Annotated in this window: 10 protein-coding genes; 5 read left to right on the forward strand and 5 right to left on the reverse strand. The window is 42.2% G+C overall.

The annotated features are described in order from the left end of the window. Positions 1 to 7: 7 nt before the first annotated feature. The 3 genes from NZ848_RS03655 to NZ848_RS03665 form a co-directional block, all read right to left on the reverse strand. Entirely contained in the window at positions 8 to 3,304 is a 3,297-nt protein-coding gene (locus tag NZ848_RS03655; protein ID WP_259014394.1) for a UvrD-helicase domain-containing protein, read from the reverse strand. Positions 3,305 to 3,330: 26 nt separating this feature from the next. Beyond that, on the reverse strand, positions 3,331 to 4,110 hold the full coding sequence (locus NZ848_RS03660; protein WP_253533927.1) for a transglutaminase family protein: 780 nt from the start codon (positions 4,108 to 4,110) through the stop codon (positions 3,331 to 3,333). A gap of 86 nt (positions 4,111 to 4,196) precedes the next feature. Continuing rightward, entirely contained in the window at positions 4,197 to 5,027 is an 831-nt protein-coding gene (locus tag NZ848_RS03665) for an alpha/beta hydrolase (protein WP_259014395.1), read from the reverse strand. 176 nt (positions 5,028 to 5,203) lie between these two features. Between NZ848_RS03665 and NZ848_RS03670 the strand changes: the two genes are divergently transcribed. The 5 genes from NZ848_RS03670 to NZ848_RS03690 all read left to right on the forward strand — a co-directional run bounded on the left by NZ848_RS03670 (position 5,204) and on the right by NZ848_RS03690 (position 11,655). Then, positions 5,204 to 6,463 (forward strand): serine hydrolase domain-containing protein, encoded by a 1,260-nt coding sequence (locus tag NZ848_RS03670; protein ID WP_259014396.1) that lies wholly within the window; start codon positions 5,204 to 5,206, stop codon positions 6,461 to 6,463. 331 nt (positions 6,464 to 6,794) lie between these two features. Continuing rightward, complete coding sequence (locus NZ848_RS03675; protein ID WP_253533930.1) at positions 6,795 to 8,534, forward strand: DEAD/DEAH box helicase; 1,740 nt, start codon at positions 6,795 to 6,797, stop codon at positions 8,532 to 8,534. Between the two features lie 129 nt (positions 8,535 to 8,663). After that, positions 8,664 to 8,954, forward strand: coding sequence for a hypothetical protein (locus NZ848_RS03680; protein WP_101725368.1), 291 nt, complete (start codon positions 8,664 to 8,666; stop codon positions 8,952 to 8,954). Between the two features lie 268 nt (positions 8,955 to 9,222). Then, positions 9,223 to 9,927, forward strand: a complete 705-nt coding sequence (locus NZ848_RS03685; protein WP_253533931.1) for a hypothetical protein — start codon at positions 9,223 to 9,225, stop codon at positions 9,925 to 9,927. 129 nt (positions 9,928 to 10,056) lie between these two features. Continuing rightward, positions 10,057 to 11,655, forward strand: coding sequence for a hypothetical protein (locus NZ848_RS03690; protein WP_259014397.1), 1,599 nt, complete (start codon positions 10,057 to 10,059; stop codon positions 11,653 to 11,655). 26 nt (positions 11,656 to 11,681) lie between these two features. On the opposite strand, the gene NZ848_RS03695 is transcribed toward NZ848_RS03690, so the two are convergent. Both NZ848_RS03695 and NZ848_RS03700 read right to left on the reverse strand, forming a co-directional pair. Continuing rightward, complete coding sequence (locus NZ848_RS03695; protein ID WP_253533933.1) at positions 11,682 to 12,545, reverse strand: DMT family transporter; 864 nt, start codon at positions 12,543 to 12,545, stop codon at positions 11,682 to 11,684. Beyond that, complete coding sequence (locus NZ848_RS03700) at positions 12,542 to 13,339, reverse strand: TatD family hydrolase (protein ID WP_259014398.1); 798 nt, start codon at positions 13,337 to 13,339, stop codon at positions 12,542 to 12,544. Before NZ848_RS03700 ends, NZ848_RS03695 begins: the two co-directional genes overlap by 4 nt. Positions 13,340 to 13,405 lie beyond the last annotated feature (66 nt).

The raw sequence follows: 13,405 nt of genomic DNA on the forward strand, positions 1-13,405 counted from the left end.
TCTGCCATTACAATGGTACAGGTAAAACCTCTGCCGACTCGAGATATACTAACAGCAGGCTTGGGTTAAGATAACCCATTTGCTGATATAACCTGCCCAGATAGCTGATATCTTTGCTGTCTTTCTCTATTCTGGCGGGCTCATGGCTGCCGTAGGTTTTATAGCTGATAACAAATACTTTAGTATCAATAAAAACCACACGGTCGGCACGTTTAATATCACCATTGGGTAATAAAATTTCTCTTTCGTTTTCAACTGTTAATCCCTCTTCAAAAAGAGGCGCCAACAGCGGTAAATTCATTATTTTATGAAGTGAACTCTCAATCGTACTATATTCATTCAGGCTGATAACCCCTTCAAACGCTAACTCTCTTAGCGCATTGGGTATATCATTTTTGCTTTTTACTTTGGCAAGTGCAGACCGAACTTTGTTGTGTCTGTCTTTGGTTTTGTCAAGTGTTTCGGTATCAAAAATCTTTTCTGATAACCGTCTTAACCGGAGCCTGTCGCTACGGTCTTCGCTGATTATTTTTTTCAGTACTAATGTGTTATAGTCGGCAGGCTTTTTATCATGCTTTTTTATAAAAGTACCTTTGTTGATTTCATAGAAGTTCAAATCGGCATCAAATACACCTTCTACCTGCAAAAAATCTTTCACAAGTTCTCCGACACCCTGTATTTTCCCCTGAAAGTTTTTCTGAGAGATAACGTATAACTGATGTGCCGCTCGGGTAAAAGCTACATACAGCATATTCAGGTTTTCAAGAAAAGTGGCCTGCATCTCCTGATTATATTGTTCTGTCAGTTCAGTCATTTTCAGTTTTTCGCTGAATTTAACAGGTGCCGACATCAGTTTTACGTTTTGTGTCTCTGACTTATGCCATAGTTCTTCGTATTCAAGGGTTTCTAAGTCGGCCCATATCTCTGCCTGATTTTGCGGGCGCATGGACCATTGCGCATAGGGGATAATTACAACCGGGTATTCCAGCCCTTTGGAACGGTGAATGGTTGTGATGGTAATGGCATTTTCTTCGGCCGGTGATTTAACAGAGAGCGCCGAACTATCTTTTTTGTCCTGCCAGTAAACCAGAAAATCCTGCAAGTGATTGCTTTCTTTCAGGCTGTAGTTTAGCACCACATCTAAAAACCTGAACAGGTAGTTTTTCTGATGCGAACGGTTGAATAAATCAAAAGCATCAATAATCTTTTCAGTAAGCTCATAGATTCCGGCTTTTATCATATTAGTAGGGTCGAGCTTATAACCGTAACGGCTGAAGATTTCATAAAAGGCCGTAGAGTCGCTGGTTTCAGCCAGGTTCTTTATTTCAGAAGTGGCTTCGCTGTCCGGCATCTGATTCAGAATAGTCTGGTAAAACAAATACGCGGCTTCAGATTTTGCCAGACGATTATTGGGCTGATTGATTACCCTCATAAAAGCAATCAGTAAACGCACATAGGGTGAATTTTTAAGCAGAAGCGAGTCACGCGAGATAATCGGGTACCCGGCTTGTGTCAGAAAGTCAGCCACAGCAGATGACTCACGGTTCCGGCGGCATAAGATGGCTATATCACCCACGTTATAACCTTGCTGTTGTACCTGCTCAACCAACCCAAGCACCCGGTTAAGCATAACTGTTCCTTCTTTGTCGTAATCAAGAAATTCAATTTGTATATGCCCGCCGTTTGGCGAGCTTGTGGGTTTCTCTTGTCTGAAATCTTCATACACACTGGGCAAAAACTGAAACTCGGCTGAGTATCTTTCAAGCGAGGCTTCAAAAAATCTGTTATTGAAATCAATTACTTCCTGTGCGCTTCTGAAATTGGTATTAAGCGCCTTAGGCGTAAGGAAATTACCAATAGACATAAATTGTTCAGCCTGATGTTTCTGTATCAGCGAATTCTGCACCAATGCATTTATATTGCCTTTAAACAAATGCACAATCAGTTCCATCTTACCACCGCGCCAGCGATAAATAGCCTGCTTGGCATCGCCCACCACCAGATTAAAATGATTACCTGCCAATGAGTTTTCAATAAGTGGCAGCAGGTTATAGAATTGCATTTCTGACGTATCCTGAAACTCGTCAATCAGCAGGTGCAGGTATTTTTCACCAATGCGCTCATAAATAAAAGGAACAGGCTCTGACAGAATGATGCTAAGAATCTTCCGGTTAAACTCGGCTATAAAAACCTGATTTTTCTCAGTTAAAACCTCGTCAAACTCATCTTTCATTTTTTTCAGAAGCGACAGCTTTCTGAGATTGGGGCGAAGCACGCTGTAAAGCGTGTATTTTTTCAGATGATTATCTTTGAAATCCTGCATTTCGAAGAAGATGCTTCTCAAATCTTCTTTGATGCCGTCTATAGCCGCCTGGGTGGGTTTGGGGGTGCCTTTGGCGCTATACCATTTGTCGTCTCTTACAGCAGCCCAATGATAACTATTGGGTGACCCTTCTTTTTTGGTATAATATTCATTGGCAAAGTCGTCGCGCATATTATAAAAATATCCGCCTATCCCTTTGCCTTTCTGTGTAAAATCGTCAACAGAAAGTCCCTGTGCTTCTATCAGTTGGATAGCCTTGATTGCCAATTCTCTGATGGTGTCCTCAAACCATTTCAGATAATTATGAATATTAGTTGAAATTTCGTTGAAATCGGCGCTTTCAAGTCCGTCCAGCTTTACCAGTAGAGGGTAATACTGGTCGTTAATGAGGTGATTGCCGAATTTAGCCAGCTCGTCTGTTACAAAGTTCCAGCTTTGCCCGTCACCAACTTTATCTTTTATGAAATTTTCCAGAATCGCACTAATCTCCCTGTGTTCTTCATTTCCTGCTTTTTCAATCAGGCGTTCAGCTGCTTCGGTCATTACCCGATCGGTATCCAGTACAATTTCGTAGTTGTAGGGCAGGCCTAATTCTTCTGTAAAGGCATTTACCAGTTGGTTGACGAAACTATCGATGGTTTTGACGGCAAAATCTGAATATTCCTGAATAATATTCCTGAAAACAGTATTGGCTCTTTTTTGTATTACGTCTTCAGGCAAGCCGGTCTCTTCTACAATCATTCTGAACATCGGCCAGTATCTGGCACCCTCAGCCAATCGTTCTTCATTGCCTATTTCTTTCAGTGCATCCAGAATACGGTCTTTCATTTCTGTTGCAGCATCATTCGTAAAAGTAATGGCTAATATCTGCTTAAAATAGAACGGGCGTTCGGTGCCCAGCACCAGTTTAAGGTATTCTTTGGTGAGCGTAAAGGTTTTTCCGGAACCCGCCGATGAACTGTAAATATTAAATTGAGACATTTAATGGGTGTTTAAAAATCAAATTCTCAGGCAGGCTCTACCGATACCTGCATCTGGGTTAGTTCCATGCTGCCAAACTGTGTGGCCATGGCCACGTCGGCGGCATCACGGCCATAGGCTAACACCACTCTTTTGCCTCTTGGTTGGGTTTGTGTGGCATCAAATGTGTACCACCTGCCCCCCAGGTAGGCCTCAAACCAGGCATGCAGGTCCATAGGTTTAAGCTCATACAAATAGCCTACCACCAGGCGTGCCGGGATATTCAGGCTGCGGCAAAGCGCAATGCCCAGATGAGAGAAGTCTCTGCAAACCCCTATGCGGGTTTCGGCAGTATTTTGGGCTGAGGTAGAGGCATTGCTATGGCCATATTCATACCTGATGTTTTCGTTTATCCATTGTCTGATAGCCTCTGCCTGCTGGTATCCGGTTACCTGATTTTGCACAATTGATGCGGCCATTTGCCCCATTTTGTCTGACTCGCAATAGCGGCTTGGTAAAAGGTAAATCAGTGTTTCATCCGGCAATAACTGCACCGGAACATAATTAGCATTAAAATCTACGTCAATAAAATCGGCTACTTCTACAATGGCCGACGTGCGAATGGTAAAATTAGAATCTGGTGTAAATATTCTCTGGCAAAGGTTGCCATAAAGGTCTGTATATTCAATTACAGGTACAGAGGGCTGCAACAGGTATTCTTCCTTAATTATCCATTGACCTGAGCCACTGCGTGGCCTAAGCATCAGAATAAGCGGGGTGTTCTGCTCTGTTTCATAATCAAGCTGGCAACTAATAGAAAGTTTCATTTATTGAATAAATAGATTAACCTGTTTTGTTTGATATACGTTTAATTGTTAAAAAATTATGCCAACTATTAATAGGGTTTATTGACTTATGAACGCGCTTTTATCCAGTTGAAGAGGTCGTTCAGTATGTCATATTTTTCAAATTCATTATGCAGTTCATGGTACAGTTTATCATAGCTTTTAAAGGTAACATCGCCCGAGAGTTTCGAAGCCAGTTCTTTGGTTGCGCTGTAGCTGGTCAGCCTGTCTTCGGTGCCATGTATCAACAGCAGGGGGGCAGGGGTAGCTCTGGCGTTGCCCAACAGCCATTCGCCCCATTCTATTAATCCAAGACCTACCACACCCGAAACCTGATTATGCACCAGTGGGTCGGCTTTATACGCTGCCATAACACCGGGGTCATGCGACAGGTAGTTTAAATCAAGTGAATTGGATTGAGTGAATGAAGGTGCTACCATGCGGGCCAAACGCCCGATTGCCAGCAGAAGTTTGGGCGGGGCAAAACCCGGCCTAACAGCAGGCGAAGTAGCAATAACACCCGCAATAGACGGATGATACCTGAACAGATAGTTGAGTACGAGGGTTCCGCCCATACTATGGCCATAAAGAAATACGGGTTTTTGAGGTACTGTTTGTGCGGACAGCGTCAGTAAACGCTCAATTTGCTGCATGTATGCTTCCATTGATTCCGCATGGCCTCTTTTGCCGGTGGTTTGGCCGTGCCCGTATGTATCAACGGCTATTACACCGTAATTATGCGCCGTAAAGAATTCAGCCACGTTTTCGTAACGGCCGCTGTGTTCTCCCAAACCATGTACAAGAGCTATTATGCCGTCGGCCTGCTGCTCGGGTAACCACTGCTGAAAGAAAACTTTGCGCCTTTTTGGGTCGGTTTCAAAAAAAGACTTGTGAATCATATCGGTTTACATATATAACTCAAATGTAAGGCAATTTCGCTGAATAATTTCAGGCCTGCTGTAATATAATGCCTGTGTAAAATGAACCTTACCCATGCACAATAATCAGCAGGAAATTTTATATTTGTTTTTCTAAGCGTATGAACAAACATTATCTATTTAAACCCTCTATCAACATGAAATATTTCTGCTCTTTAGCATTGCTGGTGCTGTTTAATGAATTGGTTTTTTCGCAGACATTAACCCCGGGCATACCAGAAAGCCAGGGCATGAGTACTGTCAGATTACAGCGTATGGACAAAGTGATTAACGAGTATGTAGATAAGTCTTACATGGCCGGTGTTGTGGTACTGGTAGCGCGTAACGGTAAAACCGTTTATCATAAAGCGTACGGATATGACGACATCAGCACCAAAAAAGCAATGGACAAAAATGCAATTTTCCGTATTGCCTCTCAAACCAAGGCAATTACCAGCGTAGCGGTAATGATGTTGTTTGAAGAAGGTAAGTTCTTGCTCGATGACCCCATCTCTAAATATATACCGTCGTTCAAAAATCCGGTTGTACTTGATAAGTTCAATGAAAAAGACAGTAGCTATACCACAACACCTGCCAGGAGAGAAATTACTATACGCGATTTACTGACGCATACCTCCGGCATCGGGTATCCGATGATAGGCTCAAAAGAAGCTGTGGCTATTTATGCAAAAAATAATATCCCAAGCGGTGTTGATACCCCGTTTAATACCCTGAAAGACGCTATCAACAGGTTGGCAAAGCTTCCTTTGGCACATAACCCGGGCGAAAAATTTACTTACGGCCTTAATACAGATGTGCTGGGGTATCTGGTAGAAGTGGTTTCTGGCGTAAGTTTTGATGAGTTTCTGAGTATGCGGATATTCAAACCGCTGGGCATGAACGACACCTATTTTTATTTGCCTGAGTCAAAATTTAACAGGCTTGCTACATTGAATACCGAAAACAAAGAGAAAAAAGTAATAAAAGCACCTGCCAATGTAGGCGAGTATTCAAAAGCTAAGGGTACATATCATTCCGGAGGCGGAGGGCTGGTATCTACCGTTACTGATTACGCAGTTTTTCTACAGATGGTACTTAATGGGGGTAAGTATAACGGCGTACAGCTATTGAGCCCGGTTACTGTGAGAATGATGACCCAGAACCAGATAGGTGATATTAATCTGGGTTACAAAAAGTTTGGTCTGGGTTTTGCCATAACTACTGAAAAAGAGGCTGCCAGGGTTCCGCCATCGGTGGGTACTTATGATTGGGGCGGGTATTATGGCACTACTTATTGGGTAGACCCTAAGGAAGGGATTATCGGGTTAATCATGACACAGAAGGTACCCAACAGCTATGCCGATTTAGGAGATAAATTCAAAGTGCTGGTTTATCAGGCCATAACAAAACTCAATTAATTAGATTAATAATATTAGATATTGGAATAGTGATTTTCAGGCGGGGTGAAAGTCACTATTCTAGAAAAAATACAATTATTTTGGCTCAATGCTTGCAAAATAGGATGGTTAGTATTAGTTTTGCAAAAGTTTTATAAAAGGCACATCCGATTGGGCCTCTGCGTAAATATAATTTCGACACAAAGAGTTTCTCTTTCTTTCAAATTCCTTTCAGAGCAGGCAACGGATGGTTCTCATCGTTCGCTTTATTATTTTTCGGCATTCGGGGCAATTCACGGTTTTGCGTGAGAACGGCAGTGTAGGTTCCGACTTAAAAAACATTTTATCCTTAATGGAATCAGTAAAATTTTCCGAGCTTCCGCTTTCGGAGTATGTTCTTCGTGCGATTGAAGAATTAGGTTTTGAGTACGCTACCCCTATCCAGTCAGCAGCTATTCCGGTTGTAATGCGTGGTGGCGACGTAATTGGCCAGGCGCAAACAGGTACAGGTAAAACTGCAGCCTTTGGTATACCGGCCATAGAAGCAGTTGACGAAACAGACAGAAGCACACAGGTTTTAATTATGTGCCCAACGCGTGAGTTGGCTCTGCAGGTAAAAGAGCAGATTCAAAAACTGGCCAAGTACAAAAAAGGCTTGAACGTAGCTGCGATTTATGGTGGTGAGTCATACGAGCGCCAATTCCTTGCCTTGAAAAAAGGTTCTCAGATTGTGGTAGGTACGCCCGGCCGTATTATGGACCACATTGAACGCAAAACACTTGTGTTGAGCGATATTAAGCTGGCTATTCTTGATGAAGCCGATGAAATGCTTAATATGGGTTTCCGTGAAGATATTGAAAAAATCTTGTCTTTTTCTCCGACTGAAAGACAAACCCTGTTGTTTTCGGCTACTATGTCGCCCGAAATCCTTTCAATAACTAAGCGTTTTCAGAAAGACCCTGAAATTATTAAAACATTGAAGAAAGAGGTTTCAAACGCCAACATTGAGCAGTTTTTCTTTGCTGTACGTAAAGAAGCTAAAATGGAGGTAATGACCCGCCTGATAGATGTACATGATTTGAAACTGATGCTTGTGTTTGCCAACACGAAATCTAAAGTGGATGAAATCGTGAGCGATTTGCAGGTACGTGGCTACGCCGCTGAAGGTTTGCACGGAGACATGCGCCAGCAGGTGCGTTCTCAGGTTATGAGCAAATTTCGCGCGGGTGTAACAACGATACTGGTAGCTACTGACGTAGCTGCTCGTGGTATTGACGTTTCTGGTGTAGATGCAGTCTTTAACTTTGATGTACCCCAAGACCTTGAGTATTACGTGCACCGCATTGGCCGTACTGGTCGTGCCGGTAAAACCGGAAAAGCATTTATGCTTATTTCAGGCCGTGATAAATACCGTCTGCGTGACATCGAAAACTATACTAAAGTAAAAATTGAACAAGGAAAAATACCGACATTCAATGAATTGGTAAAGACGCGTCATCGTAAATTCATTGAGCAGGTAAGAGAAACGCTTCTTGCCGGAGTAGACAATTTCTATGAAGATATAGTAGGCGAATTGAGCGAAGAAGGCTATTCTGATGCACAAATTATGGCTGCCTTGATTAACATGCAGGTTGGAGCCGTAAAAAGCGAATTCTCTGATGCACAACTTTCTGACAGCTACCGAGAACCAAGGACTCAGGACGCGAGATTTGAAAGAAAAGACGCAAGAGGCAGCTTTGGCAGCAGAGATGCCGGACGCCGCGAATTTGGCGGAAGAGACCAGCAACGTGGAACCGAACGCCGTTTTGAACCCCGTGACAGACGTCAGGACCCGGGTAGCCGTGGTTCGGGCAGAACAGACATGGTTCGCTTGTTTATCAGCGTAGGCCGTAAAGATAACGTAGCCCCTAACCATATTGTAGGTGCCATTACGTCAGAAGCCCGCATTGCAGGCCGTGCCATTGGTCAAATTGATATTTATGACAAATTCAGTTTTGTTGAGGTTCCTCAGCAAGACGTAAAAAAAGTATTAGACGGTATGCAAGGCAAAACCATCAATGCCCGCGAGGTAAGTATGGAAATTGCGAAGTAATAATTCGTCAGTAATACAATATAAAGCACAAAATCATCGGTTTTGTGCTTTTTTTTATTAATAAGCTCGCATTTGTACAAAAAGTATTTTATATTTGGTTAGTCTCTTACCCTTTAAATACTAACCCGTATGAAAACTTGCAGTTTAATTGCCAACATTTGTATGCTGGTGATTCTCATTCCTGCAGCATTTGGCGCCATCATGTCGCCCTATGTATTCAATGCAGGAACAAGCCAATCGGCATGGTTGATTTTCGGAACGCTCGTTGCTTTACCCATTTTAATTGTTTCCACCCAGGTGGTTTCCTGGATAGCATTTGTTAAAAGAAACTACGACTTTGCTTTTAAAGTAAGCCTGGTGCCAATGGTGGATATTCTGATTATGGTTTTTTTGTTTACGGTTAGTTATGAATTGAAGTAGAATTGTAAAAAAATTGAAAGCCCGGAAAATGTTTCGTTTCCGGGCTTTTTTTGTTGCATTAGAAATATTTTGCCTTGTCTTTTGCCCCATAAAAGCCAGGAAACAATTTTTTAATATTAAATCATATAAACTAAACAGGTACTTCTTGCATTTTTCTGATTTATGGGTTCAATGAAAAAACAGACTGTTTTTCGCTTGTAGTTTTTAAGTATATTTATACTGATTGGCTTACAGAGATTTAATTGCATTGAACTATAAGTGAGTAATCATGAAGACTTTTCTTCTAAATACCTTCCTGTTTTTTTGTGGCTTGCTTCCTTGTTGTTGTCAGGGAGCACAAAAAGATACTTCAATTGTTCAGACTTTCAGGCAAGCGGTTGTAGGTTTAAATGTTTCAACCCTTGGCGCAGGTACGAACCTATCAGTAATGATTCCCTCAAAAGTTGTTTTACTGGCCGAGCTCGGATTCAGTTATTTCAGGTTTACAAGAGAGCTGGATCTGAAATTGCCGGAAGGGTCTTCAGTATTTTTTCAGCCGGATATACATCGAAACGTTTTAACCGGTATGCTTAGCTGGTATCCGTTTAAGAAAGAAAAATTCTTTTTTAGAGCAGGCCTGGGCTATTGTGTAAGGCAAAAGTATTTTGTCAGGGTTACTTCGCCAACCGGGCTTCTTTTGGGTGGTGTCGAAATCGCCTCAGAAGATTTCGGGCAGGTAGATTTAGATATTAAATGGAGTAATTTAATGCCTTATGCAGGTATTGGTTTTGGCAAACCAGTACCAAAGAAGAAATTAGGCGTAAATTTTAATATAGGTTGTTTTTATATGGGCAGCCCTAAAATAAAAGCCGGTTTTCAGGGTTTTCTTGAGTCTACCACCCTGGATAGCCAGATTGCCCTTATCGAGAAAAATGTTAGAAATTATAGTTATTTTCCGATGCTTTCAGTTAGTCTCAGATACAGACTTAACTGATTCAATGCGTATGAAGGCATTCTCAATAGCAAATAATGGATAATAGGCCCTCATGCTTAGTGGTTAAAAGTTCTACCAAAGTAAAAAATCATTTATAGCCGTTTTATGGAGCTTAAAATGTCATATAGATTGCTGATTGCAATATTTCTTGAATGTTTTGTTCTGGGTGCCTGCGACAATCCGCTTGATGGCTTTCAGTTGCTATTCAAAGAGCCGATTGAGAAGTCTAAACTTGAAATAAGGTTTTCAAGCGCTAACGGAAAACTCCCTGAAGACATCAGGCTTACAATAGCCGGTAAAGATGCCGACAAGATAGTTACCAACCTGAATACAAAAAACTTCAGAATAAATAAGGAAGGCCTTATTTTTCTGGCCGTCAGTCCTGATGTTACTCCGTCAGCGCAATCGCCGGTTTCATTTACTGTGGTAGCAGAGGCAGAGGGCTATACAAAAATCATTAAAGAGTTTACTTTTACTGATGCCGGTAATCAGTTCTTTAGCCCTCGTTTTTTTAGTATGGCAAATCCGCCTGCCGGGGTATCTGCTAATCAGTTTAAGTTAGTGGCCGGTAAAAACGGAGCAACCACCCAATTGGCAATATTAAAGTCTGAGAACGTAACTAAACAGGAAAATGTAGTTGTAACCGTAAAAGAGGGTACAGCTTTTCTGAACAAGCAGAAGCAAGCCATAGCCGGAGATATCGATTTGGTGGTTTATCATTTTGATAACCGTTCCGGTTCTTCCTATCTGCCAGAAGATGGTCTGGCCCGAAACCCGGTAGACAAAAACAATACTAGCTTAACAGATGCGTTCAGTTTTTCGACAATGACAGGTTTTGCGGTTATAGAGGCAAGTTCAGGCACACAAGAGGTAGCCAGCTCGTTTTCAAAACCCATTGCCGTTACATTTGAACTGAACCCCGCTACCATAAATCCTGACACAAAAGCCGCAATAAAAGCAGGAGATATTATACCATTAATAAGCTATAACCCTGACACAGGTGTCTGGAAAGTAGAGGGAAGTTCAGTAATTAACAGAAATACAGGCACGGGTAAGTTAGAATGTACTGCAGAAATAGGTTATGCTGCCTATTGGATAAACGGTTGGCCGCGCTGGCTTTGTAAACAGGGGCCTACGGTTACCATCAAAAGTAATTTTAAAGACGTAGACCTGTATTATTATTGCGAGTTGGTAAATGCCAAAACAGGTATTGCCTTTGCAGGATATTATATCAGCTTAAACAATACCGCCGCGTTTCAATTCAATTATTTGCCAAAAGAAACCGAAGAAGCCAGGCTTAGATTATTTAATCACAATCATATTTACGGAGGAGACGTCAAGAAACCAATTGCCGAATCGGGCAGTTTAAATATTTGCGAAAACAAAAGCTTTGTTCTGGATGTGAGTTCTTTACCCGTTCCGCAGGCTATAGAGCTTGTGTTTGACATCACCTGCCCAAAGGGCATGAAACTAGATGAAAACGCTATTCCGTCTCAAATGAAAACCCAGTTTAGCGAACCCGGCAAAAATCAATGGGTTAATATGCCTACAATTACAAAAGATGTAAGAGTTGCCAAAACTTATATGCTGAGAATTGGCCAGCGTTATGATTTGCGTGCCAGTACTGATGGCGGTGTAAACTGGCCATACAAACAGAATAATTACCTTATTGACAAAAGAAGGTGGTCATTTGAGATATTAGGCGAAGAGCTAGGCTATTGTAAATAGCACAAGTTAAGTGCTTGGCAATAACCTTATTTAGTTTTTTCTCTCTGCCCAATGTATAAACCGGCTATTACAAGGGCTGTACCCAAAAAGGTATGATAGGTGATGGGCTCGTTCAGAAGAAAGTAAGAATAAATAAAGCCGAAAATAGGGCAGAGAAACAAAAACATAGATGCTTTTACGGCGTCTGCTTTAAGTAGATAAAGCCATAGTTGCACTGCCAATACAGAAACCGGCAAGGTGAGCCAAAGAACCGACAAAGTAAAGTTGAGGTCGAAATGGTTTGGCTCTTTATGCATTAAAAAAGTAAGTGGCAGCATGACAATACCCCCTATAAATACCTGCCAGCCATTAATGGCCGTCCGAGAAAGTTTCCAGTCTATGTTTGAATAATAAATAGTGCCAACAGAGTAAGAGAGCATACTCAGAAACAGATAAAACAAGCCTAAAGGAGAAGCGTAGCTTTTCTGAAACAGGGGATAAGCAGCCACAGCAACACCTGCCAGCCCCATAAGTACGGCCGTCCATTCGGCCCATTTTACCTGCCGGCCAATCCAGAACGCCGAAAGAATACTGATAAACAACGGATTGGTTGCCGTGGACAAACTGCCCAAACCCGCAGCTACTTCTTTAATGCCTAGCACAAAAAAACTCAGATAAAGTGTTACATTCAGCAAGCCGAAGATGGTTAACTCACGCCATTCTTTACCCTTGGGTAGCCTGTCTTTTTGCACCACAAAAGAGTAAGCCAGCATTAAAATGCCAGCGGCAAGAAACCGAACCTGAAAAAGCACCAGTGGCTCAGCCGAACGGAGACCAAGCTTGGCAGCGGCAGAGGCAGAAGCCCACAAAGCGGCAAAAAGTAATCCTGTAAAAACAAGTTTCAGGTTCAAGGCTCTGGTGTAATTCTTTCTATTAAATTCATTGCATTGGCAGTAGTCTGATGAACCACTTCGTTATACGATAATTGCTTCAGTTCGGCAATCCGTTGGGCCACCAACGCCAGGTAGGCCACTTCGTTTCTTTTGCCTCTGTGCGGCACAGGGGCCAGATAGGGCGAGTCTGTTTCCAGTACCAGATGCTCCAGTCCTATGTGTGGCAACACTTTGTCTATCCCCCCGTTTTTAAAGGTGGCAACTCCGCCTATGCCTAACAAAAAGTTTAGGCTAACTACTCTGCGGGCTTCTTCCAGATTCCCAGAGAAACAATGAAAAATTCCTCTCAAATCGCTCCACCCAAATTGCTCAATCAGTTCAATACAACGCACAATGGCGTTCAGCTCTCCGTTTTTCGAATTACGCGAATGGATACAAATAGGTAAACTATATTTCTGAGCCAGGCGCAGCTGGGCAATAAATGCTTCTTCTTGTTGGGGTACATACGACAAGTCCCAGTAGAAATCAATGCCTATTTCGCCTATCATGGCAAACTTTCTTCTGGCCAGCCATTGTTCGGTAATGTTCAGTTCTTGCTCGTAGTCTTCTTTTATATAGCAGGGGTGAACGCCCATCATGGGTACACATAACCCGGGATACTGTTGCTCCAAGGCCAGCATGCCGTCTATTGTCTCATGGTTGCAGTTAGGCATCCAGATTTGTTTAATGCCTGTTGCCAGGGCTCTTTCCAGCATTTGGGTACGGTCTGGCTCAAACTGCTCATCGTAAATATGTGCGTGGGTTTCAATCATTAATCCTGAATTTTTTGCAAAATTACAATGTTAAAACTGCAAACAATATTACTTTTGAAATTAAAA

The organism is Emticicia fluvialis (genome assembly GCF_024793945.1).
Lineage (GTDB): Bacteria > Bacteroidota > Bacteroidia > Cytophagales > Spirosomataceae > Emticicia > Emticicia fluvialis.